Source organism: Streptomyces sp. TRM64462 (assembly GCF_013362995.1).
GTDB lineage: Bacteria > Actinomycetota > Actinomycetes > Streptomycetales > Streptomycetaceae > Streptomyces.
On the sequence record NZ_JABWDV010000054.1, the window covers coordinates 1 to 23,946 of the forward strand.

At 73.8% G+C, this 23,946-nt stretch carries 16 protein-coding genes and 1 pseudogene; 11 read left to right on the forward strand and 6 right to left on the reverse strand.

The window, feature by feature from the left end; genetic code table 11:
* The 6 genes from HTZ82_RS02620 to HTZ82_RS02645 form a co-directional block, all read left to right on the forward strand.
* Positions 1-2,112 (forward strand): FtsK/SpoIIIE domain-containing protein (locus tag HTZ82_RS02620; protein WP_254711573.1); only part of this gene is annotated, 2,112 nt, incomplete at its 5' end.
* Positions 2,113-2,268: 156 nt separating this feature from the next.
* The gene (locus HTZ82_RS02625) at positions 2,269-3,648 is read left to right on the forward strand and encodes an ABC transporter substrate-binding protein (protein WP_175407607.1); all 1,380 of its coding nucleotides are present in this window, start codon (positions 2,269-2,271) and stop codon (positions 3,646-3,648) included.
* A 7-nt stretch (positions 3,649-3,655) separates the two neighbouring features.
* On the forward strand, positions 3,656-4,939 hold the full coding sequence (locus HTZ82_RS02630; protein ID WP_175407608.1) for a carbohydrate ABC transporter permease: 1,284 nt from the start codon (positions 3,656-3,658) through the stop codon (positions 4,937-4,939).
* Positions 4,936-5,829 carry a carbohydrate ABC transporter permease gene (locus HTZ82_RS02635; protein WP_175407609.1) on the forward strand — a complete coding sequence of 298 codons (894 nt, stop codon included), beginning with the start codon at positions 4,936-4,938 and terminating at the stop codon, positions 5,827-5,829. The genes HTZ82_RS02630 and HTZ82_RS02635 overlap by 4 nt, the downstream gene beginning before the upstream one ends.
* A 102-nt stretch (positions 5,830-5,931) precedes the next feature.
* Complete coding sequence (locus tag HTZ82_RS02640; protein ID WP_254711574.1) at positions 5,932-6,603, forward strand: hypothetical protein; 672 nt, start codon at positions 5,932-5,934, stop codon at positions 6,601-6,603.
* A 179-nt stretch (positions 6,604-6,782) separates the two neighbouring features.
* A complete protein-coding gene (locus HTZ82_RS02645) occupies positions 6,783-8,978 on the forward strand; it encodes a CDP-glycerol:glycerophosphate glycerophosphotransferase (RefSeq protein WP_175407610.1) in 2,196 nt (731 codons plus the stop codon).
* Positions 8,979-8,987: 9 nt separating this feature from the next.
* Here the strand turns inward: HTZ82_RS02645 and HTZ82_RS02650 are convergent, their stop codons facing one another.
* From HTZ82_RS02650 to HTZ82_RS02660, 3 genes are all read right to left on the reverse strand, one after another.
* On the reverse strand, positions 8,988-11,255 hold the full coding sequence (locus HTZ82_RS02650; protein WP_254711575.1) for a CDP-glycerol glycerophosphotransferase family protein: 2,268 nt from the start codon (positions 11,253-11,255) through the stop codon (positions 8,988-8,990).
* A gap of 147 nt (positions 11,256-11,402) precedes the next feature.
* Complete coding sequence (locus HTZ82_RS02655; protein ID WP_175407620.1) at positions 11,403-12,017, reverse strand: dTDP-4-dehydrorhamnose 3,5-epimerase family protein; 615 nt, start codon at positions 12,015-12,017, stop codon at positions 11,403-11,405.
* A 168-nt stretch (positions 12,018-12,185) separates the two neighbouring features.
* Entirely contained in the window at positions 12,186-12,797 is a 612-nt protein-coding gene (locus HTZ82_RS02660; protein WP_175407611.1) for a TetR/AcrR family transcriptional regulator, read from the reverse strand.
* A 199-nt stretch (positions 12,798-12,996) separates the two neighbouring features.
* On the opposite strand from HTZ82_RS02660, the gene HTZ82_RS02665 reads away from it, so the two are divergent.
* The 3 genes from HTZ82_RS02665 (at position 12,997) to HTZ82_RS02675 (ending at position 16,006) form a co-directional block, all read left to right on the forward strand.
* The gene (locus tag HTZ82_RS02665) at positions 12,997-13,896 is read left to right on the forward strand and encodes an ABC transporter permease (RefSeq protein WP_175407621.1); all 900 of its coding nucleotides are present in this window, start codon (positions 12,997-12,999) and stop codon (positions 13,894-13,896) included.
* Entirely contained in the window at positions 13,889-14,698 is an 810-nt protein-coding gene (locus tag HTZ82_RS02670) for an ABC transporter ATP-binding protein (RefSeq protein WP_175407612.1), read from the forward strand. Before HTZ82_RS02665 ends, HTZ82_RS02670 begins: the two co-directional genes overlap by 8 nt.
* Positions 14,699-14,773: 75 nt before the next feature.
* The gene (locus HTZ82_RS02675) at positions 14,774-16,006 is read left to right on the forward strand and encodes a glycosyltransferase 87 family protein (protein ID WP_175407613.1); all 1,233 of its coding nucleotides are present in this window, start codon (positions 14,774-14,776) and stop codon (positions 16,004-16,006) included.
* A gap of 97 nt (positions 16,007-16,103) precedes the next feature.
* On the opposite strand, the gene HTZ82_RS02680 is transcribed toward HTZ82_RS02675, so the two are convergent.
* Positions 16,104-21,044, reverse strand: a complete 4,941-nt coding sequence (locus HTZ82_RS02680; RefSeq protein ID WP_175407614.1) for an NAD-glutamate dehydrogenase — start codon at positions 21,042-21,044, stop codon at positions 16,104-16,106.
* A gap of 416 nt (positions 21,045-21,460) precedes the next feature.
* Here HTZ82_RS02680 and HTZ82_RS02685 point away from each other — a divergent pair, with 416 nt between their 5' ends.
* Positions 21,461-22,027: a DJ-1/PfpI family protein gene (locus HTZ82_RS02685; RefSeq protein ID WP_175407615.1), complete on the forward strand. Its 567-nt coding sequence runs from the start codon at positions 21,461-21,463 to the stop codon at positions 22,025-22,027.
* Positions 22,028-22,170: 143 nt separating this feature from the next.
* Here the strand turns inward: HTZ82_RS02685 and HTZ82_RS02690 are convergent, their stop codons facing one another.
* Positions 22,171-22,836: an HAD family hydrolase gene (locus HTZ82_RS02690; protein ID WP_175407616.1), complete on the reverse strand. Its 666-nt coding sequence runs from the start codon at positions 22,834-22,836 to the stop codon at positions 22,171-22,173.
* 25 nt (positions 22,837-22,861) lie between these two features.
* The gene (locus HTZ82_RS02695) at positions 22,862-23,383 is read right to left on the reverse strand and encodes a DUF6912 family protein (protein WP_175407617.1); all 522 of its coding nucleotides are present in this window, start codon (positions 23,381-23,383) and stop codon (positions 22,862-22,864) included.
* Between the two features lie 271 nt (positions 23,384-23,654).
* Here HTZ82_RS02695 and HTZ82_RS02700 point away from each other — a divergent pair.
* Positions 23,655-23,946 (forward strand): annotated as a pseudogene (locus HTZ82_RS02700) (hypothetical protein); the annotation flags it as partial.

Sequence of the window (23,946 nt, forward strand, 5' to 3'; positions counted from 1 at the left end):
CCCGGCCCCCGCCTCTGGGAGCGGTCGCCCGGGCACCCCGAGGCGCTCGTCGTACGGCTCGGCACCACCGACCGGGCCGAGCTGCCCGCCGTACCGGTCACCGTCGGGCTGCGCGAGGCCGGGGCGCTCGGGCTCGCCGGGCCGCGTGACCGGCTCGTCGGGCTGACCCGCTCGGTCCTGGCGCAGCTCGCGACCCTGCACGCCCCGGCGGACCTGGAGATCGTGCTGATCAGCGCCGACCGGGCCGTGCCCCTCGACGCGCGCAAGCGCGACTGGGGCTGGCTCGGGTGGCTGCCGCACGTACGCCCCGCCCACGGCCAGGACTGCCGGCTCCTCCTCGCGTACGACGGCGACCAGGCCGCCGCGCGCCTCGACGAACTGACCCGGCGCCTCGACGACGGGCCCCTCGGCCCCGGCTGGGCCTCCGCGGGACCGGCCGCGGTCGTGGAGGCGGCGGAGCGTTTCCGGCGGCGGAGCCCCGGCCCGTACACCGTGGCCGTCGTGGACGGCGACCCCGGCACCCCGGCGCTGCGCGAGGCCGCCGCCCGCCTGGCCCGGGCCGGTGCGGCGGCGGGCATCCACCTGGTGTGCCTGGCCGAGACGGCGCCCGCCTCGGCCGTGTCGCCGGTCTCGGCGACGTACGGGACGGCCTGCGCCGCCGTCCCCGCGTTCCGGGAGTGCGGCGCGATCGGCCTGCTGAGCGGTGACGTCGCGACGGCGCTGCGCCTGATGCGCGCGGCGGGCGGGCAACCGGCCGGGCACGGCACCATCGCCGCGGTGGACGCGGTGTCGGGCGCGTGGGCCGAACGGTTCGCCCGCGCCTTGGCGCCGCTGCGCGCCGAGGGGTCGGCGCCGCGCGGACGGGCCGCCGCCTCGGCGCTGCCGCGGACGTCCCGGCTGCTCGACGAGCTCGAACTGGCGCGGGCCACCCCCGCGTCGCTGATGGCCCGCTGGGCGTCGGCTCCGGACGGTACGGCGGTGCTGGGCACCGGTCCGCACGGGCCGCTCCGGGTGGACCTCACGCAGGAGGGCCCGCATCTGCTGATCGAGGGCCCGGCGGGCAGCGGCCGTACGGAACTGCTGCGCACCGTCGCGGCCTCGCTCGCCGCGGCGTCCCGCCCTGACCGGCTTGGGCTGCTGCTCGTGGACGGGACCGGGGGCGAGCGCGGCGGCGGCCTCGGCCCGTGCACCGACCTGCCGCACGTCACCGAGCACCTGGTCGCGTCGGACCCGGTACGGATGCGTGCCTTCGCCCAGGCCCTGGGCGCCGAGCTGAAGCGCCGCGCCGAACTCCTGGACGCCCAGGGCGGTACGGAGCGGAGCGGCGGCGGCACGCCCCGGGGCGCGCAGCACCGCACCGACGAGTCCCGCACCCCGCACCAGGGCCCACCCGCCCCGCAGCCGCACGCGCAGCAGGGCACCCACCCGCACCCGGCGCCCGGTCTGCCCGAGCAGCGGGGCGGCGCCGCGGATCTGGACGCCCCGCCCAGCAGCACCCTCCGCCTCCGGCCCGCCACCGCCACCGCCGCGGGCGCAGGGCCGCGCGGCAAGGGCGGCGAGGCGCCGGCCCCGCTTCCCCGTCTCGTGGTCCTGGTCGACGACCTGGACGCCCTGGTCGCCCCCGCGCTCGGCAGCCCCGGGCGGCCCGCGGCGGGTTCGGTGGTGCGGGCGCTGGAGGCGGTGGCGCGGGAGGGCGCCCGGCTGGGCGTGCACCTGGTCGCGGCGACGGCGCGCCCCGACCGTACGGCGGACACGGAACCCGCACGCCGGGCACGCCTGCGGGTCGCCCTGGACGCCCCGCCGACCGCGCCGGGCCCGGACGACCCGGCGCCGGGCCGCGGCAGGCTCACCCACCCGGACGGGCGCGTCACCCCGTTCCAGGCGGGCCGCGTGACCGGGCGCATCCCCCGTACGGCGACGCTGCGCCCCACCGTCGTACCGCTGGAGTGGGAGCGGATGGGCGATCCGCCGACCCGCCGCCCGGTGCGGGAACTGGGCAACGGCCCCACGGACCTGGCGCTGCTGGCGAGCGCCCTGGACCGGGCCGCCCGCTCGGTGGACGCCACGCCGGTACCGCCACTCACCGCCGCCACGGAGGCACAGGCACGCTGACAGCACACTGACAGCGCGCTGACAGGACGCTGACGGCACGTCACGAGCCCATCACGATCGAGGAGGAGACGCGGAGGGCGGTATTGCGGGCCCCCGGTACCGGGCGTAGACCAGACCGAAAGGGACGGCGACGCACACGGGAGAAACGGGGCAGTGATGCGTACAACTCCGCGTAACCGCCGGGCTGTTGTGGCCCTCGCGGCCATCGGGGCCCTGGCCCTCGCCGGCTGCGGCGGCAGCGACGGCGGCGGCACCGGCGGCACCGGCAAGAGCCCGGACGGCAAGGCCGGCACTCAGGCACCGACCGTCCAGTTACCCAAGCTGGACGGCCAGGAGATCCAGGTCGTGGCCGTGTGGACCGGCCCGGAGCAGGAGGCGTTCACGAAGGTCCTGCGGGAGTTCGAGCGCCGCACGGGCGCCAAGGTCGCGTACGTCCCGACGCAGGACGCGATGCTCAACTACATCGGGACGAAGATCGAGGGCAAGGCCCCGCCGGACGTGGCGATGCTCCAGCAGGTGGGCGCGCTCCACCAGGCGGTGCAGCGCAAGTGGGCCAAGCCGGTCGGTGACGCCGCGCGGGAGCAGCTCGCGAAGAACTACGCGAAGGGCTGGCAGGACCTCGGCGCGGTCGGCGGCACGCCGTACGGCGTCTACTTCAAGGCTGCCAACAAGTCCCTGATCTGGTACAACTCCGCCGTCTTCGACAACGCGGGGGTGTCCGAGCCGAAGACCTGGAAGGACCTCCTGTCCACCGCGGAGACCATCTCCGCGTCCGGTGTGACACCCGTGTCGGTCGGCGGCGCCGACGGCTGGACCCTCACGGACTGGTTCGAGAACATCTACCTCTCGCAGGCCGGACCCGAGAAGTACGACCAGCTGGCCAGGCACGAGATCAAGTGGACCGACCCGTCGGTGACCCAGGCCCTCACCACGCTCGCGGAGCTGTTCGGCAAGCCGAACCTCATCGCGGGCGGCGCGGACGGCGCGCTCCAGACGGAGTTCCCGACGTCCGTCACGCAGACGTTCACGGGCGGCGACCAGCCGAAGGCCGCCATGGTCTTCGAGGGCGACTTCGTGTCCGTCAACATCGCGCAGACCGAGGCGAAGATCGGTACGGACGCGAAGGTGTTCCCGTTCCCGGCCGTGGGCGGCGGCAGCGCCCCCGTGGTGACGGGCGGAGACGTGGCGGTGGCGCTCACCGACAAGCCGGCGGCGCAGGCGCTGCTGACGTTCCTGGCGTCCCCGGACGCGGCGGCCGTCTGGGCGGGGCAGGGCGGCTTCATCTCGCCCAACAAGTCGCTGGACGTGGCGGCGTACCCGAACGACGTGCAGCGGGACATCGCGAAGGCGCTGATCGCGGCGGGCGACGACTTCCGCTTCGACATGTCGGACCAGATGCCGCAGTCGTTCGGCGGCACGCCCGGGAAGGGCGAGTGGAAGGCGCTCCAGGACTTCCTGAAGAACCCGAAGGACATCGCGGGGACGCAGGCGCGTCTGGAGGCCGACGCGGCCAAGGCGTACCAGAACGAGAGCTGACGCCGTCATGACCCGCACGCGCAGGATCGTGGCCGCCGGGTTCCTGCTGCCCGCGCTGGTGCTGCTGGGCGCGCTCGTCGTGTACCCGATCGTCTACTCGGTGTACCGCTCGTTCCTCGACCGCACCGGCACGGGGTTCGCGGGCCTCGACAACTACGTCGAGCTGTTCACCGACGACACCATCCTCACCGCCGTCAGGAACAACGCGATCTGGGTGGTCGTGGCGCCGACCGTGGCCACGGCCCTGGGTCTGATCTTCGCGGTGCTGACGGAACGGGTGCGCTGGGGCACGGCGTTCAAGCTGCTCGTCTTCATGCCGATGGCCATCTCGATGCTGGCCGCGGGGATCATCTTCCGGCTGGTGTACGAGCAGGACCCGGACCGGGGCGTGGCGAACGCGGTGTGGGTGGGCGTGCACGACACGTTCGCCGAGTCGTCGACGTACCCGAAGGCGCGCCCGCTGCCCGCGCATCCGCTGGAGGCGGCGGGCGGCGGGGCGTTCGTGACGAAGGAGCCGGTACGGGTCGGCAAGCCGGCGCTGCTGCCCCTGGTGGGCGTGGCGCCCGGCGCCATGCCGCAGGACGCGCGGCGGGCCGCACCGCCCGACCCGGCCCCGGACGGCGTCACGGGCACGGCGTGGCTGGACTTCACGCGGGGCGGCGGCGGGCGGACGAACGCGCTCGACGACCACGAACTCGGCCTGAAGGGCCTGAAGGTGGAGGCCGTCAAGGACGGGAGGGTCGTCGCCACGGCGACGGCCGCCGCGGACGGCACGTTCACCCTGCCCGCGGCGGCGGACGGCGCCCACCTGCGGCTGCCCGCGTCCAACTTCCGGGAGCGGTACAACGGCGTGGACTGGCTGGGCCCGACGCTCGTCACGCCGGCCATCATCGGCAGCTACGTGTGGATGTGGGCCGGCTTCGCGATGGTGCTCATCGCGGCGGGCCTCGCGGGCCTGCCCCGCGAACTCCTGGAGGCGGCGCGCGTGGACGGCGCCAACGAGTGGCAGGTGTTCCGCCGTGTGACGGTGCCGCTCCTCGCGCCGGTGCTGGCGGTGGTGCTGGTCACGCTGATGATCAACGTTCTGAAGATCTTCGACCTGGTCTTCATCATCGCCCCGGGCTCGGCCCAGGACGACGCCAACGTCCTGGCGCTCCAGCTCTACCGCTCGTCGTTCGGCACGGACGCCCACCTGGGCGTGGGCAGCGCGATCTCGGTGCTGCTGTTGCTGCTGGTGATCCCCGTGATGTTCTTCAACATCCGGAGGATCAGGAGGGAGACGCGCCGATGAGCCGCTTCTGCCGGGGGTCCGGAGGTCGTCCCCCGGGCAAACACAGCATTGCGGCCCGCGTTGCCGGGCGTCTCGCGGGTGGGGCGGCTCAGGTCTTCCTGATCGTCGTCGCCCTGTTCTGGCTGATGCCGACCGTCGGCCTGCTCCTGTCCTCCCTCCGCTCGCCCTCCGACATCAGCGAGAGCGGCTGGTGGCAGGTGTTCACGGCCCCGGCGCAGCTGACGGCCGACAACTACACGGCGATCCTCCAGAACGAGACGATCACCGGCTCCCTCCTCTCCACCGTGATGATCACCGTCCCGGCGACCGTCCTGGTCGTGGTGATCGGCTCACTGGCGGGCTACGCCTTCGCGTGGATGGATTTCCCGGGCCGCGACTGGTGGTTCCTGGCGGTGGTGGGGCTGCTCGTGGTCCCGGTCCAGGTGGCGCTCGTCCCGGTGTCGAAGCTCTTCGGGCAGGTCGGCATCTTCGAGACGACGCTCGGCGTGGTCCTCTTCCACACCGCCTTCGGGCTGCCGTTCGCGATCTTCCTGCTGCGGAACTTCTTCGCGGAGATCCCCCGGGAGCTGCTGGAGGCCGCCCGTCTGGACGGCGCCGGCGAGATCCGGCTCTTCGCGCGCGTGGTCATGCCGCTCGGCGGCCCGGCGATCGCGTCGCTCGGCATCTTCCAGTTCCTGTGGGTGTGGAACGACATGCTGATCGCCCTGATCTTCGCCGACTCGGACTCCCCGCCGATCACGGTGGCCCTCCAGCAGCAGGTCAGGCAGTTCGGCAACAACATCGACGTCCTCGCGCCCGGGGCGTTCGTGTCGATGGTGATTCCCCTGGCCGTGTTCTTCGCGTTCCAGCGGCAGTTCGTGTCGGGGGTGATGGCGGGCGCCGTGAAGTGACGTGCACTCATGTGAAGTTGGGGCGGGCCGCAACCGTGCGGTGCCTCTACGGCGTCCCCGCATGCGTTGCGCCCCCGGCACCTCACGAGAGGAGCACGCACCATGGTCCCCAACGGCAGCGGGCCGCCGCCCGCGTCGCGGCGGAACGGCGGGTGCCTTCCGCCACTCCTGATCCTCGCCGTGCTCCTCGGACTCGGCTACGGCGCGTCCCGGCTGTTCGGCGACGACAGCGGGTCGTCGCCGCAGGCGAACGCCCCGTCGTCGTCCACGGCCCCGACGTCGGGCGGCCGGTCCGGCTCCTGGGAGGTCGGGGACTGCGGAGGCCCCGACCCCGACGACCGGCCCGACGGCTACCGGGCGTTCGCCTGCGACGACCCGGGCGCGACGTTCAAGGCGCTGGAGGTGCAGAGCGCGAGCATCCTCCCGCAGTCGATCCAGTGCCCGGCCGGGACCGACCTGATCATCCAGGTGAAGGTCAGCTTCGGCGGCGACGCCAAGAGCGGCGGCATCCCCAGCAAGACCGTGTGCGGGCGGAACCTGTCCGGCGACCACCCCGGCGACGCGGGCGCCGGAGGCGGCCAGCTCGTCAAGGGCGACTGCGTGACCTCGACGGCCCGCGAGGTGCCCTGCGCGTCCGGCGGGTCGGAGGCGTTCAAGGTGCTGGACCTCGTCAAGGAGAAGGAGCAGTGCCCGGCCGGGACCACCGAGCCCATGGAGCTGACCATCGGCATCGGCAGGCCGTACGACGTGATCTGCGGCGGCCGGAACACCTGACCGGGCCGGCACCGACGGTGACACCGTGTGATCGACTGACGTTCCGTCAAGTCACCTCCCCGGTGCTTCACCTGCCCCGGAACGCGTGCGGCCCCGGATTCCGGGGCCGCACGCCCCGTTCGTCGCCCGGATGCCACAGCGGCGCGTAACCCGGTCGGTGCAGCGGCCGTTGCCGGGCCATGCCCCGGTTCAGCGTGATCGTCCCCGCGTACGACGTCCAGGCCCATCTGCACGCCTGCCTGGAGTCGGTGCTCTCCCAGTCGTTCGACGACCTGGAACTGATCGTCGTGGACGACCGCTCGCCCGACGGGTCCCGCGCGGTCGTCGACGAGGTCGCGGCGCGGGACCGGCGGGTGGTCGCGGTGCGGACGCGTGAGCACCAGGGGCCCGGTCCGGCGCGGAACGCCGGGCTCGACCGGGCGACCGGCGACTACGTGGTGTTCCTGGACGGCGACGACACCCTCGTACCGGACGCGCTGCGGACCATCGCGGACCGGCTCAAGGAGACCGGGTCGCCGGACGTCCTCGTGTACGGCCACGCGCGCGTGCACTGGTCGTCGGGGGACGCCGTACGCAGCGAGGCACGGCACCCGTTCACGCAGGCCGGGCCCGCGCCGTTCGCGCTCGCCGACCGGCCGGAGCTGCTGCGGGCCCCGCACGTCGCGTGGAACAAGGCGTACCAGCGGGAGTTCCTGGAGCGCGCGGGCCTGCGCTTCCCCGGCGGGCTCTACGAGGACGTGCCCTGGACGTACCCCGTGCTGATGGCCGCCGGGTCGCTGGCGACGCTCGACCGGGTCTGCGTCCACCACCGGCTGCGCCGCACCGGCAGCCTCCTGCGCACCACCTCCCGGCGGCACTTCGACGTCTTCGAGCAGTACGAGCGGCTGTTCGCGTTCCTCGACGGCCGGCCGGACCTGGAGCGGTGGCGGCCCGTGCTGTTCCGGCGGATGGTCGACCACGTCACGTCCGTGGCCACCGCGCCCGGCCGGCTCCCCCGCGGCTCCCGCGCCGCGTTCTTCCGCCTCGCCCGCGCCCACTACCGCCGCCACCGCACGCCCGGCGCCGCGCCGGCGTTCCGCACCCGGATCCGGCACGGCCTCGTCCGCTGCGGCGCCCACCGCGTGCTCCGGTCCTTCACCGCCGCCCGCGCCCTCAAGGCCCGGGCGGCGCGGCGCACCGGGGCGCTGCTGCGCGGCCTGCGCGGCGGGCTCCTGCGGCTCCACTACCGGGTCCAGCTGCGGCTGCCGCTGCGCGCCGACCAGGCCCTGTTCACCGCCGGGAGTGGCCCCGCCGCCGTCGAGGAGCGGGTGCGGGAGCTGGTCCCCCGTCTCCGCACCGCCTGGATCTGCCCGCCCGGCCACGCCGCCGCCGTGCCGTCCGGCGCCCGCCGCCTGCGCCCCGGCACGGCCGCCTACTGGACGGCGCTGGCCCGCTCCGCGTACCTGGTCGCCGACACCGACCCGGACGGGCGGGCGGTCAAGCGGCGCGGCCAGGTCGTCGTCCGCACCCCGCACGGCACGCCGCTCAAGCACCAGGGTCTCGACCTCCGGCACCGGCCGGCCACGCACGGTTCCCTGGACGTCGCCGCGCTGCTGCGCTCCGCCGACACCTGGGACTACCTCGTCTCCCCCAACCGCCACTCCACGCTCGTCCTCGAACGCGTCCTCCCGGCCGCGTACCGGACGCTGGAGTACGGCTCGCCGCGCAACGACGTCTTCCAGCGGGCCGGCGCCGCCGACGTCGCCGCGCTTCGCACCGCGCTGGGCGTCCCCGAGGGGCACACGGCCGTCCTGTACGCGCCCACGCACCGCGACTACGTCACGCCGCAGCCGCTCCTCCTCGACCTGGAGCGCGTCGCGGTCGCGCTGGGCCCCCGCTTCGTGATCCTCGCCCGCCGCCACCCCACGCAGGGCCCGGGCGACCCGGCCTTCCCCGAGCACCCGCGCGTCATCGACGTCACCGCGCACCCCTCCGTCGAGGAACTGTGCCTGGCCTCCGACGCGCTCGTCACGGACTATTCGTCGATCATGTTCGACTACGCCTCCCTTGACCGGCCGATCGTCGTCCACACCGAGGACTGGGACGCGTACGCGGCGGCCCGCGGCACCTACTTCGACCTGCGGTCCTTCCCGCCGGGCGCGGTCGCCCGCAGCGAGGACGAGCTGATCGACATCTTCGCCACCGGGCACTGGCGGGGCTCGCGCTCGGCGCAGCTGCGGGCGGCGTTCCGTGCGCGGTTCTGCCCGTACGACGACGGGCGCGCCGCCGAGCGGGTCGTACGGCATGTGTTCCTGGGCCAGGACCCGGCGACGCTGCCCCCGGTGGTCCCGCAGGAGGACCGGCGCCCGGCCCCCGCTCCGGCCCCGGCTCCGTAGAGAGACCCGTCAGCGGTGGCCGGCCTCCTGGGGGGTCGGGGCGGGCGTGCGGCGGTCGAGGGGCAGGACGGGCGGCAGGCTCTCCTCGCCCTCGCCGAGGAACACGCGGCGGACGACGCGTTCGGCGGCGCGCCCGTCGTCGTACTGGCAGAAGCGCAGCCGGAAGTCGTGGCGCAGCTTGGCCGCGGCCTCCCCGCACCACTCGCCGCCCGGGCCGAGTACGTCGGCCAGTTCGTCGTCGGTGCGCGTGACGGGCCCCGGCGGCTCGGCGGCGATGTCGGCGTAGAGGCCCCGGGTGGCGGTGGGCAGGTCCCGGTCGTCGGCGTGGACGACGATGGGGCGGTCGAGGTTGGCGTAGTCGCACAGGAGCGACGCGTGGTCCGTGACGAGCACGTCGGCGGCCAGGAGGAGCCTCGCGGCGGGCTCGTACCGGGCGACGTCGACGATCCGGGGGTGGTCGCGGGGCACGGGCTCGTCGGTGCGGACGAGGAGGACCGTGTCGCCGCCGAGGCGGGCGGCGAGGCGGGCGAGGTCGACGTGCGGTGCCCTGCGCGCCGCGTGGTCGCGGTGGGTGGGGGCGTACAGGACGGCCAGGGCGCCGGGCGGGACGCCGAGGGCCTGGCGGGCGGCGCGTACGTCGGCGGCGGTCGCCCGGTAGAGGACGTCGTTGCGCGGGGAGCCGTAGGGGAGCGTGCGGAAGCCGGAAGGGTAGGCGCGCTGCCAGGTCTCGGTGGAGTGGCGGTTGGCGGAGAGGTTGTAGTCCCAGCGGTCGGCGCGGGCGAGGAGCGCGTCGAAGTCGACGCCGCGCGCGGCGGCCGGGAGGTGCCGCAGGTCGACGCCGGTGTACGTGAGCGGGGTGCCGTGGTGGGTCTGGAGGTGGACGCTGCCGGGGCGTTTGACGACCTCGTCGGGGAAGTCGGTGTCGGTGATGAGGTACTTGGCGCGGGCCAGGACGTCCCAGGCGCGGGCGGTGCCGGTGACGGCGTGGTCGGTGCCGGGCGGCAGCAGTGGGACGCGGTCGGCGTCGACGAGCCGGACGCTGCGGACGTCCGGGGCCAGTTCGGCGAGTTCGGCGGCGATGGCGGCCGGGTCGCCGTGGAGGCCCCTCCCGCCGTGCGCGGAGAACACCGCGAGGTCCTCGTCGAGGGGCCGGCGCAGGGAGCGGCGGTAGCGGAGGCGGACGCGGGCCGCGGCGGCGCGGCCGGCCTGGCGGTCGGTGGCGGTGCGCAGGGCGCGGCCGCCGTCCTGGGCGAGCAGCAGCAGCTGGTGGCACAGGTGCGCGCGCCGGCCCAGCAGGAGGTGCCGTACGCCGTCGAGGCCGCCGGGGCCGCGGTGCCCCTCCGGGCGGAACCGTGCGGTGTGCTCGGCCGCGCGGCGGAAGTAGGCGGCGGCGTCGGCCGGGGCGAGTTCGTCACGGCCGGCGAGGGTCCGCAGGTAGTCGGCGACCATCCGGTCGTACAGGCGGGTGCGCACCCCGGGCGGCGCGGAAGCGGCCGCGGCGAGCCGGTGCAGCCGCTCGTACTGGGCGAGCACGGCGAAGTGCCGCCCGGGCCCGGCCGCCCGCCGCTGGGCGGGGCGTTCGGCGCGGTGCACGACGGCCGGCGTGTCGCAGCAGGCGACGGTACGGGCCAGGAGCAGCACGGCGTACGACAGGTACAGCTCGTCGTGCCCGTCGGTGCCGGCCAGCTCGGGGTGGGCGGCCAGCAGGGACGCGGCGATCAGCCGGCTGCCGAGGACCGGCGCCACGTCCAGGAGGTCGGGGCGGTCGGCGAGGGCGGCGGCGGTGGCGGGGGCGCCGTGCGGGCGGGTGAGCACGGGGGCGTCGCCGCCGGGCAGGGCGTCGTCCCACCAGGTGGCCCGGTGGTGGTCGCACAGCAGCACGTCGGGCGGGTCGTCCCGGTGCCGGTCGAGTCGCCGGGCCAGGGCGGAGGCGGCGCCGTCGGGCAGCCGGTCGGAGGGGCTGAGGAACTGGACGTACGCGCCGGTTGCGGCGCGCAGCGCCGCGGCGCGGGCGTGGGCGGCCGGGGTGTCCGGCGGGACGGGCACGACGGTGAGGCGCGGGTCGCGCAGGGCGTGGGCCTCGACGAGGGCGCACGCCTCGGGGTCGCCCTGCGGGGCGGTCACGACGACCTCCGGACCGCCGCACTCCTCCTCGTACGCCTGCCCGGTGATGCTCTCCAGGCAGGCGCGGAGGTGGGGCAGCGGGGCACGGCCGGACACGATGACGCTGAGCCGGGCCAGGGGGCGCGGGGACGGAAGGAACATGCGTCCGTACATGGTGGACGAACGTACCAATTGCCCACATATGCGCGTGAAGCACCGATGGCCGCGCTGCGTCCGCGTCCGTGAACCACCCGGATGGCCCAGCGCCCAGCGGCCCGGTGCGGGCAGGCAGGGTGCGGGCCGCCCGGGTGCGGGGCGGGGTCAGGCGCGGGCGGGGCTGAGGCCCTTCAGCGTGGCGTACCAGTCGCGGCACACCTCGTAGGACGGCAGGAGGCCCGCGCGTTCCGCCTCGGCGAGGGTGGGGGCCGCGGAGTCCTCCAGGGACATCACCGGCGCGATGCCGGCCGGCCAGGCGATGGCCAGGTCCGGGTCGAGGGCGTGGACGGTGTGGTCGCGCTCGGGGTCCGGGCCGCGCGAGCAGAGGTGGACGACGGTGGCGTCGTCCGTGAGCGCCATGAACGCGTGCCCGAGGCCCTCGGCGGCGTGCAGCGCGAGCCGGCCGCCGTCGTCCAGCCGTACCGCCTCCCACCGGCGGTAGGTGGGGGAGCCGACGCGGACGTCGACGACGACGCCGAGCACGGCGCCGCGTACGCACGTCACATACGTGGCCTGCCCGGGCGGCACGTCCGCGAAGTGGATGCCGCGCAGCGTGCCGCGGCCGGACACGGAGCAGGTCGCCTGGGCGAGGCGGCCGAGCCCGTACCCGGTGGCCTCGGCCAGGTCGGGGGCACGGAACCATTCGTGGTAGCTGCCCCGGTCGTCCTGGAGGACCCGCGTCTCCCGGACCCACGCGCCTTCGATGCTCAGTTCTCGCACTGCGGCCACCGTCCTTTCGTGTCGCGAGACTCAACCGATCGGGCGGCATCACGTCACCGAAGGCACCTCCGTTCGGGTGATACCGGAGGGCGCGTGCGCGGCGCGCGGGTCGCACACCCGGGGCGCCAGGAGGGCGGTCGGGCCGAGCCGCCGTTCCGCCGCGCGGCCTCAGGACGTCAGCGCGGCGACGGCCGCGGCCGCCAGGTCGTCCAGGTAGCCGGCCGGGAGGTCGGTGTCGCGGACCACGACGAGCCGCCAGTACAGCGGCCCGACGATCAGGTCGAGCGCGCGGTCCGGGTCGGTGCCCTCCGGGAGCTCGCCGCGCGCGACGGCCTCGCGGACGATCTGCGCGGCCACGCCCTGCTGGCTGTCCAGCAGCGTCGACCTGATCGTCTCGGCGATCTCCGGGTGCCGGGCCGCCTCCACCAGCAGGTCCGGGATGACCTGCGAGGCGACCGGGTGGCGCAGCGCGTGCGCGGCGACCTCCAGGAGGGCGCGCACATCGCCGCACAGGGATCCGGTCGCGGGCGCGGGCAGGCCCTGCGCGGCGAACGCCGTGAGCAGGTCGAGGACGAGGGACAGCTTGGACTTCCAGCGCCGGTAGACGGCTGTCTTGCCGACCCCGGCGCGGCGGGCGATGCCCTCGATCGACATCCGGGCGAACCCGACCGCGGCCAGTTCCTCGAAGACGGCCGCGCGGATCGCTTCGGTCACGTCCGCCCGGAGCACGGCGGCTCCCGCGGGGGCGCGGCGGGGGGTTCCGGGCGGCGGTGGCGTCATGCCTGGGGATCATAGGCGGTTCCCCACGAGCGCGTCACGACGGAACGGTTGCGTTCCGACGTGCGAGCGCCCTAACCTCGCCGTAGCGACGATACGGGTCCGTCCCGACGAACTTCGCACGAAAGGCGACCCCTCGGTGAGTCCAGTGAGCACGCTCGCGCCACCCCAGGAAGCCCGGCGCCCGGAGCCCGTACGGCTCCTGGAGCCCGTACCCGCCGACGCGGTGCCCGCCGAGGACCTGCGGGCGCTCGCGCTGCGCCACGGCCTCCGGGTCAGCGGCGCCCGGCCCTCGCTCCCGGAGTACGTACGGCAGCTCTGGTCGCGCCGGCACTTCATCACCGCGTTCGCGACCGCCCGGCTCACCGCCCAGTACAGCCAGGCGCGGCTGGGCCAGCTCTGGCAGGTGATGACGCCGCTGCTCAACGCGGCCGTGTACTACTTCATCTTCGGCGTGCTCATGGACACCAGGAAGCACGTGGAGGACTTCGTGCCGTTCCTGGTCACGGGCGTCTTCATCTGGACGTTCACCGCCAACTCGATCCTGGCGGGCACGCGGGCGATCAGCGGCAACCTGGGTCTGGTGCGGGCGCTGCACTTCCCACGCGCGAGCCTGCCCGTGGCCCTGGCCCTCCAGCAGCTCCAGCAGCTCGTGTTCTCGCTGGGCGCGCTGGTCGCGATCCTGCTCGGCTTCGGCATGCGGCCGGGCGCGTCCTGGCTGCTCGCGGTGCCGGCGCTGGCGCTCCAGGCGCTGTTCAACACGGGCGTGTCGCTGACCCTGGCCCGGCTCGCGGCCCGTACACCCGACGTGGCGCAGCTCATGCCGTTCGTGCTGCGGACGTGGATGTACGGGTCGGGCGTGATGTGGAGCATCCAGCACGTCCTGGCGGGCAAGGACCTGCCGGGGTTCGTGGTGACGGCCCTTCAGTACAACCCGGCCGCGCTCTACATCGACCTGGTGCGCTTCGCGCTCATCGACAGCTTCACCGCCGCGCAGCTCCCGCCGCACGTGTGGGCGGCGGCGGGCGGCTGGGCGCTCGTGGCCTTCGTCGGCGGATTCGTCCACTTCTGGAAGGCTGAGGAGACCTACGGCCGTGGCTGAGAACTCGACCCCCCACTCTCCGTCGGAGCGTGTGCCGACCGTCGTCGTCGACGGCGTCCATGTGACCTACACCGTGCAGGGCGCCGCCACGGCCGGCAAGGGCGGCAGGGGCGGCGCGGCCTCCGCGCTCGGCCGCGTCCTGGCGCGCGGCAGGGCGGCGGCCGGGCCCGGCACCCGGACGGTGCACGCCGTGAAGGGCGTGAGCTTCGCCGCGTACAGAGGCGAGGCGATCGGACTGATCGGCTCCAACGGGTCGGGCAAGTCCACGCTCCTCAAGGCCGTCGCCGGGCTGCTGCCGCCCAGCCGGGGCCGCATCTACACGCAGGGCCAGCCGTCGCTGCTCGGGGTGAACGCGGCCCTGATGGGCGATCTGACCGGGGAGCGCAACGTGGTCCTGGGCGGGCTCGCGATGGGCATGACCCGCGAGGAGGTCAGAGACCGCTATCAGGAGATCGTGGAGTTCTCCGGCATCAACGAGAAGGGCGACTTCAGCTCGCTGCCGATGCGTACGTACTCCTCCGGGATGGGCGCCCGGCTGCGCTTCTCGATCGCGGCCGCCAAGTCGCACGACGTGCTGCTCATCGACGAGGCGCTGGCCACCGGCGACGCGGCGTTCCGGCGGCGCAGCCAGGAGCGCATCAACGCGCTGCGCGCCGAGGCGGGCACGGTCTTCCTGGTCAGCCACAGCAACTCGACCATCCGCGAGACCTGCGACCGGGCGATCTGGCTGGAGGCGGGGCGGATGCTGATGGACGGCCCGGCGGCCGAGGTCATCAAGGCGTACGAGCGCCACACCGGATAATCCCGAAGCAGACATAAGCCGAAATAAGGAGATATACGCTGGGCAACCGCGCATCTGGTACTAAAGTGCGCGGGGATGACGACGTATCGGATCAGCGCACCGCGTCTCCGCCGGAGCCGGCTCCGCTTCCACCAGCGGCAGCGGCCCGCCCTCCTCCCTCTCCTCGCCGTCTGGGCCCTCACCCGCGCCGGCATGCTGTGGCTGCTCGCCCACGACACCCTCGGCATCGGCGGCGTGGGCCGCGAGGTGCACGTCCTGTACCGGCACTGGTACGAGCAGCTCGTGCACGGCGTGCTGCCGGTGGACGAGGTGACCTGGCAGTACCCGCCCGGTGCCGCCCTGGTGCTCCTCGCGCCCGGCGCGGTGCCGGGGCTCACGTACTTCGAGGCGTTCGTCGCGCTCACCCTGCTCGCGGACGCCGCGGTCCTGCTGCTCCTCGCGCGGGCGGGCGCGGGCGGCGCGTGGTACTGGACGTGCGCCCTGCCGCTGCTCCTGCACACCCCGCTCGTGCGGTACGACGTGCAGGTCACCGCCCTGGCGGTCGCGGCCCTGCTGGCGGTCGGGGCGGGCCGGGCCCGGCTGGGCGGCGCGCTGGCCGGGCTGGGCGCCCTGGTGAAGGGCTGGCCGGTGCTCACCCTGGTCGGCACGCCCCGGGGGCTCGCCACGCGCCGGTCGTGGGCGTCGGCGCTGGCCGCGGCGGTGGGCGGGGCGGCGCTGCTGGCCGTGGCGTTCCCGCAGGCCCTGGGGTTCCTGCGGCACCAGGGGAACCGGGGCGTGCAGATCGAGTCGGTCGGCGGGACGCTGCTGTCGCTCGCGCATCTGGCCGGGTGGCCGGGGCGGGTGGTGTACCGGTACGGGGCGTTCGAGTTCACGGGCCCGCACGTGGGCGTGGTGGCGGGCGTGTCGCTGGTGCTGACGTTCGCGGTGCTGGTGTGGCTGGCGGTGTGGCGGGTGCGGGCGCTGCACTGGTCGGACGCGACGGCGCCGGACGCGGCGCTGCTGGCGGTGCTGCTGTGCACCGTGACCAGCAGGGTGATCAGCCCGCAGTACCTGGTGTGGCTGCTCGGTCTGGCCGCGGTGTGCCTGACGTCGCGGAACACCACGCAGCGGCCGGTCGCGCTGCTCCTGCTGCCCGCGGCCGCGCTGAGCGCGCTCGCCTACCCGGTGCTGTACCTGGACGTGCTGGCGGTGACGCCGCTGGGGTGCGCCGTGCTGCTGGCCCGCAACGGGCTGCTGGTGGCGGCGGCGTGGGTGTCGTGGCGGCGGCTGTGGGAGGACACGGCGCCGGACGTGCTGCGCGTGCCGTGAGCGCTTGCCGTGGGCGCACGGCATACGGCGGGGCACGGCATACGGCGGGGCGCCCACCGCGTGGTGGGCGCCCCATTCCGTACACGTACGACCCGCGTCAGCTGTGCGTGCGCAGCAGGGTCCGCATCGTGCGCATGGCCACCGACAGGTTCGCCAGGTCGAAGGCCTCCGAGCTCTGGATCTCCTCCAGCGTGGTCCGCGCCCGGGACAGCAGCGAGGCGTTCTTCCGCTCCCAGTCCGCGAACCGCTCCTCCGGCGTCGACGAGCCGTTGCCGGCCGACAGGACGTCGGCGGTGAGCGACGCGTGCGCGGCGTACAGGTCCTCGCGGATGGAGGCGCGGGCCATGGACTGCCAGCGGTCGGCGCGCGGCAGCTCGATGATCCGGTCCATGAGCTGCGTGATCCGCAGCCGGTCCGCGAGGTCGTAGTACACCTCGGCGACGGCCAGCGGCTCCTTGCCGGTGCGGTCCGCGATCGCGACGATGTCGAGCGTCGGGAACGCCGACGAGAACCCGGCGACCCGGGCCGCCAGCTCGTCCGGCACGCCGGCGCCGGTCAGTTCGGCGACCAGGCCCTCGTACCACTCGAGGTCGGCGCCGCGGAGCATCTTGGGCAGCTCGGACCAGACCCGCTCGACGCGCTCCGCGAAGAACTCGATGGTCTCGGCGAGCTGCAGCGGCTGCGGCCGGTTGTTGAGCAGCCAGCGTGTGCCGCGCTCGACGAGGCGCCGCGAGTGCAGCCGGATGCGGGTCTGCACATCGGCGGCGACCTGGTTGTCGAGCGCCTCGACGGCGTCCCAGACGGCGCTGAGCCCGAAGATGGCGCGGGCGGCGGCCTGGGCGCGCACGATCTCCTCGATCGACGCGCCGCTCTCCTCGCGGAGGCGGTGCAGGAACGTGGAGCCGCCGGTGTTGACGGTGTCGTTGACCAGGACCGTCGTGATGATCTCGCGGCGCAGCGCGTGGCTGTCGATGTGCTCGGGGAACTCCTCGCGCAGCTTCGTCGGGAAGTACGCGTGGAGCAGGCTGCGCAGGTACGGGTCGTCCGGCAGGCCGGTGGTGATCAGCTCCTCGGCCACGGTGATCTTGGTGTAGGCGAGGAGGACGGCGAGCTCGGGCTGGCTCAGGCCCCGGCCTGCGTTGAGGAGCTCGCGGATCTGCCGGTCGTGGGGCAGGAACTCCAGGGACCGGTCGAGCGCGCCCTCACGGCCCAGGCGGCGCATGAACCGCTGGTGCGCGTGGAGGAGGGACGACGACTGGCGGACGGCGAGGGCGAGCGCCACGTTCTGCGCGTAGTTGTTGCGCAGCACCAGCGAGCCGACCTCGTCGGTCATCTCCGCGAGGATCTTGTTGCGCTGCTTGACGGTCATGTCGCCGTCCGCGACGAGCCCGTTCAGCAGGATCTTGATGTTGACCTCGTGGTCGGAGGTGTCCACGCCGGCGCTGTTGTCGATGGCGTCGGTGTTGATCTTGCCGCCGCGGCCGTCGGGGCCGCCCTTGCGGTCGAACTCGATCCGGCCGAGCTGGGTCAGGCCCAGGTTGCCGCCCTCGCCGACGACCTTCACGCGGAGGTCCTCGCCGTTGACGCGGATCGCGTCGTTGGCCTTGTCGCCGACGTCGGCGTGCGACTCGGCGGCCGCCTTGACGTACGTACCGATGCCGCCGTTCCACAGCAGGTCGACGGGGGCGTGCAGGATGGCCTTCATCAGCTCGGCGGGCGTCAGCTTGGTGACGCCGTCCTCGATGCCGAGCGCGGCCCGCACGTGCGCGTTGACCGGGATGGCCTTCGCGCTGCGCGGGTGGACGCCGCCGCCCGGGGACAGCAGCGCGGTGTCGTAGTCGGCCCAGGAGCTGCGCGGCAGCTCGAACAGGCGGCGCCGCTCGGCGTACGAGACGGCCGCGTCCGGGTTCGGGTCGATGAAGATGTGCCGATGGTCGAAGGCGGCGACGAGGCGGATGTGCTCGCTGAGCAGCATGCCGTTGCCGAACACGTCACCGGACATGTCGCCGACGCCGACGACCGTGAAGTCCTGCGTCTGCGTGTCGTGGCCGAGCTCCCGGAAGTGCCGCTTCACGGACTCCCAGGCGCCGCGGGCGGTGATGCCCATGCCCTTGTGGTCGTAGCCGGCGGAGCCGCCGGACGCGAAGGCGTCACCGAGCCAGAAGCCGTACGCGACGGCGACCTCGTTGGCGATGTCGGAGAACGTCGCGGTGCCCTTGTCGGCGGCGACGACCAGGTACGTGTCGTCCTCGTCGTGGCGGACCACGTCCGCCGGGGGCACGACCACGCCGCCCACCATGTTGTCGGTGATGTCGAGGAGGGCGGAGATGAACGTGCGGTAGCAGGCGATGCCCTCGGCGAGCCAGGCGTCACGGTCGACGGACGGGTCCGGGAGCTGCTTGGCGACGAAACCGCCCTTCGCGCCGACCGGCACGATCACGGTGTTCTTCACCATCTGCGCCTTGACCAGGCCGAGGATCTCCGTACGGAAGTCCTCACGCCGGTCGGACCAGCGCAGACCGCCGCGGGCGACCTTGCCGAAGCGCAGGTGGACGCCCTCGACGCGCGGCGAGTACACCCAGATCTCGAACGCGGGGCGCGGCGCCGGCAGGTCCGGGATGGCCTGCGGGTCGAACTTCATCGACACGTAGGCGTGCGGGCGGCCGTCGCCGTCCTTCTGGAAGAAGTTGGTGCGCAGCGTCGCCTTGATGACGGTGAGGAAGGAGCGCAGGATGCGGTCCTCGTCGAGGCTCGCGACCTGGTCGAGTGCCCCGTCGAGCTCCTCCAGGAGCCCGTCGGTCAGCTCCGTGCCGGCACGCTGCCGCTCCGGCGACATACGGGCCTCGAACAGCGACACGAGCAGTCGCGTGGTGTGGACGTTGTCGCGGAGGGTGTCCTCCATGTAGTCCTGGCTGAACGTGGAGCCGGCCTGGCGCAGGTACTTGGCGTACGCGCGCAGCACCATCGCCTGCCGCCAGGACAGCCCGGCGCTCAGGACGAGCGCGTTGAAGCCGTCGTTCTCGGCCTCGCCGGTCCAGGTCGCGGCGAAGGCGTCCTGGAAGCGCTCGCGGGCGTCGTCACCGAGGTAGTCGCCGCCGTTGGCGGTGGCGGCGGGCATGCGCAGGCCGAAGTCGTAGATCCAGGCGTGCGTACGGTCGGCGCAGCGCAGCTCGTACGGGCGCTCGTCGACGACCTCGACGCCGAGCCGGTTGAGGACCGGCAGGACGGCGGACAGGGAGACCTGCGGGCCCGTCCGGTAGATCTTGAAGCGGCGCTCGCCGGGGGCCGCGCCGACCGGCTCGTACAGGGACAGCGCGAACTCCTTGCCGCCCTCCTTGAGCTGTTCGAGCTGCACGATGTCCGCGACCGCGGAGCGCGGGCTGTGGTCGGCCTTGTAGCCCTCGGGGAAGGCATGGCCGAAGCGGCGCAGCAGCTCGGCGGCGCGCTCCTCGCCGGTCTCGGCGTTGAGGGCCTCCGCGAAGCCGTCGGCCCAGGAGCGGGCGGCCTCGGCGAGGCGGTTCTCCAGGCGGTCGGCGTCGGCCTCGGTGAGCGGCGTGAGCGTGGTGCCCTGCGGGACGCGGACCACGAAGTGGAGGCGGGACAGCACCGACTCGGTGTTCCAGGCGGTGAAGTCGACGCTGGTGCCGCCGAGCTCCTCCTTGAGGATGTCCGTGAGCTTCTCGCGGACCGTGGTGTTGAACCGGTCGCGGGGCAGGTAGACGAGGGCCGAGTAGTAGCGGCCGTACTCGTCCTGGCGCAGGTAGAGCCGCAGCCTGCGGCGCTCCTGGAGGTACAGGACGCTGGTGGCGATGGTCTTGAGCTGGTCGACGGGGGTCTGGAACAGCTCGTCGCGCGGGTAGGTCTCCAGGATCTGGAGGAGGTCGCGGCCGTCGTGGCTGTTGGGCGAGAACCCGGCCGCGTCGAGAACCTCGGCGACCTTGCGCCGGATCACGGGGACGCGGCGGACCGACTCGGTGTAGGCGGCGGACGAGAACAGGCCGAGGAAGCGGCGCTCACCGATGACGTTGCCCTGGGCGTCGAACTTCTTGACGCCGATGTAGTCGAGGTAGGACGGCCGGTGGACGGTGGCGCGGCTGTTGGCCTTGGTGAGGATGAGCAGCTTGTGCTCGCGGGCCTTGGCGCGGGCGTCGGCGGGCAGCCGGTTGAAGGACGGCGACACGGGGTGGCCGTGGGCGTCGTCGCCGCTGTGGTGCGGGTCGGAGCGGAGGATGCCGAGGCCGGTGCCGGGGACGGCGGCGAGCGCGTCGCCGTCGACGAGGGTGTACTCGCGGTAGCCGAGGAACGTGAAGTGGTCGTCGGCCAGCCAGCGCAGCAGCTCGCGGGCCTCCTCGACCTCGCTCGGCCGCAGGTCGCCGGCGGTGGGCTCGCCGGGCAGGCCGTCGGCGAGGCGGAGCGCGGCGTCGCGCATCTTCTCCCAGTCCTCGACCGCCTCGCGGACGTCGGACAGGACGCGCAGCAGGTCGGCGGTGATCTGCTTGAGGTCGGCGCGGTCGGTCTCGCGGTCGATCTCGACGTGGATCCACGACTCGACGAGCGCGTCGTGCGGCCGGCCGGCGCCGCGGTGCTCGAAGCCGGGGCCGGACGGGACGATCTCGATCAGCTTGCCGGTCACGTCGCGGCGTACGACGACCTGCGGGTGCACCACCAGGTGGATGCCGCGGTTCTGCCGGGACAGCTCGTTGGTCACCGAGTCCACGAGGAACGGCATGTCGTCCGTGACGACCTCGACGACGGAGTGGCTGCACGTCCAGCCGTTCTCCTCGACGGTCGGCGTGTGGACGCGGACGCTGGCCGTGCCCTGGGGGCGGTTCTCGGCCAGGCGGTAGTGCGACAGCGCCGCGCCGTAGACGTCCACGGGGTCGCGGTCCGTGAGGTCCTCGGGAGCCGTGTGCAGGTAGTAGCGCTGGAGGTACTCGAGCACGGTGTCCGGGTCCGGCCGGTCCCCGCTCTCGTTCTCAGCTACCCGGGCGGCCCGTTCGAGCAGCTCGGCCTTGGCTTCGTCCAGCTTGGTCTGCATGTCCTCTGGCTCCTGTCGCGCGCCGTTGCGTGACGTAGGTGAAAGATGTGACACAACGCCTCAGCACGGGGTAACCGCTCCAGGGGGACGTTATGCCGGGATGAGAGACGCCCGGACCGTTCTCGGCCATTTTCGGCGAAGAGGCCTTACGTGGCGGGGGGTCCGGGCAGAAAAGATCAGCACCCGCCCGGGCACGGTGGCACACCGGGCGCTGGCCGGGGGCTCCGCTGCCCCCACGGCATATAGCGCTGATCACGGGTCCAGGCTATCGCTCTTGCCCCCTCGGCCGTCATGGGCCGTATGTGTACAAAAGACGGCCCCGAAGTTTGACACTCTGGACAGCGACAGATCCGCTGGAAGCCCACTCCCTGCCCCGCTTCTGCTGGAGGAACAGTCCCATGGCACCGATGGCACCTATGGCACCGAAAATCCTGATCGTCACGGGTGACGCGGCGGAGTCACTGGAGGTCCTCTACCCGTACCAGCGGCTGCGCGAGGAGGGCTACGAGGTGCACATCGCCGCTCCGGCGGTCAAGAAGCTCCGCTTCGTGGTCCACGACTTCGAGCCGGGCTTCGACACGTACACGGAGAAGCCCGGCTACACGCTCCCGGCCGACCTGGCGTTCTCGGAAGTCGAACCGAGCCGGTACGCCGCCGTGGTCGTCCCGGGCGGCCGGGCGCCGGAGTACCTGCGCAACGACCCGGAGCTACGGAAGATCCTCAAGTCGTTCTTCGACGCCGACAAGCCGGTCGCCCAGATCTGCCACGGCCCGCTGCTGACGGCCGCCGTGGGCTCCCTGGTGGGCCGGCACGTCACGGCGTACCCGGCGCTGGAACTCGACATGCAGGCCGCGGGCGCCACGTACCAGGACCAGGAGGTGGTGGTCGACGGCACCCTGGTCTCCTCCCGGGCCTGGCCGGACCACCCGGCGTGGATGCGCGCGTTCCTCCGCGTCCTGCGCGAGAAGGCCCCGACGCCCTGACGCCGCCGTTCCGCAGTGGACGGCCCCCCGGCCGCAGAGGTCCCGGCCGGCCGCAGAGGTCCCGGCCGGCCGCAGAGGGCCCCGCCGGTCGCAGAGGGCCCCGCCGGTCGCAGAGGGCCCCGCCGGTCGCGCCCCACGGCGGCTCAGGCCACCAGGTCCTCCGCCACCGCGACCGCCTCCGCGAGGCTGTCCACGACCGGCACCCCCGCGGCCTCCAGGCTGCCCCGACTGTGCGACCCCCCGGTGTACAGCACCGCCCGCGCCCCCACATGCGCCGCGGCCACCGCGTCGTCCGCCGCGTCCCCGATCACCACGATCCGCTCCGCCGCCGCGACCCCCTCCAGCGCCAGCAGGTGCCGCACCATGTGCTCGGCCTTCCCCGCCGTCGACTCACCGATCCGCCCGTCCACCCGCACGAACCGCTCCTCGATCCCGTGCCGCCGCACCATCGGCAGCAACCGCTCGTGCGGCGCCAGCGACAGCAGCGACTGCGTACGCCCCACCTCCGCCGCCGCGGCCAGCAGCTCCGCCGCGCCATCGGCCAGCCCGCACGCGTCGGCACGCGCCCAGTAGTGCCGGTGGAACGCCCCGTCCATGAGCAGCCACTCGTCCTGCGTGGGGAGGCGGCCCATCAGCCGCTCGTAGAACAGCGGTATCGGTACGCAGTACAGCTCTCGATACCGGTCGAGGGTGATCGGCGCCAGGCCTATCTCCTCGAAGGCGGCGTTCGTCGCCTCGATGACCGTCCCGATGTCGTCGAGCAGTGTTCCGTTCCAGTCCCAGACCAGATGCGCGCGGTGCTTCCCCATGCAGCAACCGTACAGACCGGCACTGTCAGCCCGTCCCGGTCTCCCCGATGATGCCCGGGATCTCCTGCACCCCGTACCAGAGCAGCTCGTGGTCCTCGGCGCCGTCGACGGTGAACTGGGCGTCGTCGTCGCCCATGTCCGCCGCGCCCAGGGCGTCCGCGGCCGCCGACACGTCGTCCTCGGCGTCGTCGCCGTCCGCGTGCACGGCGGCGGCCTTGGCGAGCGGGACGGGCCCGGTGACGCGGACCTCCCCGACGGACGACGGGTCCAGGCCCCGGTCGGGGTCGGCGACCGCGTCCCGATCGGCGACGTCCACGGCGATGACGACCCGGCGCCGCGCGGCGTACGGGTCGGCGGCCAGCAGCCGCAGGGACGCGGCGGCGGCCCGGCTCAGCGCGGCGTACTCCAGCTCCTCGATGTCGTCGGAGACGTACCACTCGCGCAGCCCGGGCGTGACGGCGTACGCGGTCAGCGGGCCGGAGCCCAGCGCGCCCGCCCTGTACGCCTGTGCGAGACCGGGAAGCGTCAGGGGAACGTACACGCGCATGACAGGCCGCTTTCGTAGTCGGAAACGCCCTCAGGATACGTGCGACCGTCCCCCTTCGGGGGCCCCTGCGCACCCCCCTCCCGGGTCCACCCCCGCCCCGCCGTTCACCCGGCCGTTCTGCCTGCGACGCCCGCTCCGACCACCCGGATAGGTGATTCGTTGTCCGACTCCCCGCAGGCCGGGCAGCACGTTGCGGCCCAGGTCGGCGCACCGTAGAAGTTGGCCACCGAAGTTACCCCCGGGTACCGAACCGACGGATACGGACGCCGCCATGACCACCTTCCTGTCCCCCAGCTCCACGCCGAACCCCGATCCGGCCACCGCCGCTCCCGCTTCCGCCGCCGCTGCCGCTGCCGGCGCCGCGCCGGCTCCCGCCGCCGCTCAGGCCGCCGCTCAGGCCTCCGGCAACAAGCCCGCAGGGGCACCGCTCAGCGGTTCGACCACCGCGCCCGCTGCGCCCATGCCGACCGCGACGGCACCCCCACCCGGCGGCAGCTCGGCCACCGCACCCGGAGCCGGTACACCGGTCGCGGCGGCCAAGGAACGCGTCCCCGCACCCAGGG

What these genes read in the sequence shown, in the direction of transcription:
- HTZ82_RS02650 (WP_254711575.1), bottom strand. Translation starts at nt 11,255, where the DNA reads ATGTACGGACGCATGTTCCTTCCGTCCCCGCGCCCCCTGGCCCGGCTC.
- HTZ82_RS02685 (WP_175407615.1), top strand. Translation starts at nt 21,461, where the DNA reads ATGGCACCGAAAATCCTGATCGTCACGGGTGACGCGGCGGAGTCACTG.
- HTZ82_RS02680 (WP_175407614.1), bottom strand. Translation starts at nt 21,044, where the DNA reads ATGCAGACCAAGCTGGACGAAGCCAAGGCCGAGCTGCTCGAACGGGCC.
- HTZ82_RS02690 (WP_175407616.1), bottom strand. Translation starts at nt 22,836, where the DNA reads ATGGGGAAGCACCGCGCGCATCTGGTCTGGGACTGGAACGGAACACTG.
- HTZ82_RS02630 (WP_175407608.1), top strand. Translation starts at nt 3,656, where the DNA reads ATGACCCGCACGCGCAGGATCGTGGCCGCCGGGTTCCTGCTGCCCGCG.
- HTZ82_RS02660 (WP_175407611.1), bottom strand. Translation starts at nt 12,797, where the DNA reads ATGACGCCACCGCCGCCCGGAACCCCCCGCCGCGCCCCCGCGGGAGCC.
- HTZ82_RS02635 (WP_175407609.1), top strand. Translation starts at nt 4,936, where the DNA reads ATGAGCCGCTTCTGCCGGGGGTCCGGAGGTCGTCCCCCGGGCAAACAC.
- HTZ82_RS02645 (WP_175407610.1), top strand. Translation starts at nt 6,783, where the DNA reads ATGCCCCGGTTCAGCGTGATCGTCCCCGCGTACGACGTCCAGGCCCAT.
- HTZ82_RS02695 (WP_175407617.1), bottom strand. Translation starts at nt 23,383, where the DNA reads ATGCGCGTGTACGTTCCCCTGACGCTTCCCGGTCTCGCACAGGCGTAC.
- HTZ82_RS02625 (WP_175407607.1), top strand. Translation starts at nt 2,269, where the DNA reads ATGCGTACAACTCCGCGTAACCGCCGGGCTGTTGTGGCCCTCGCGGCC.
- HTZ82_RS02675 (WP_175407613.1), top strand. Translation starts at nt 14,774, where the DNA reads ATGACGACGTATCGGATCAGCGCACCGCGTCTCCGCCGGAGCCGGCTC.
- HTZ82_RS02640 (WP_254711574.1), top strand. Translation starts at nt 5,932, where the DNA reads ATGGTCCCCAACGGCAGCGGGCCGCCGCCCGCGTCGCGGCGGAACGGC.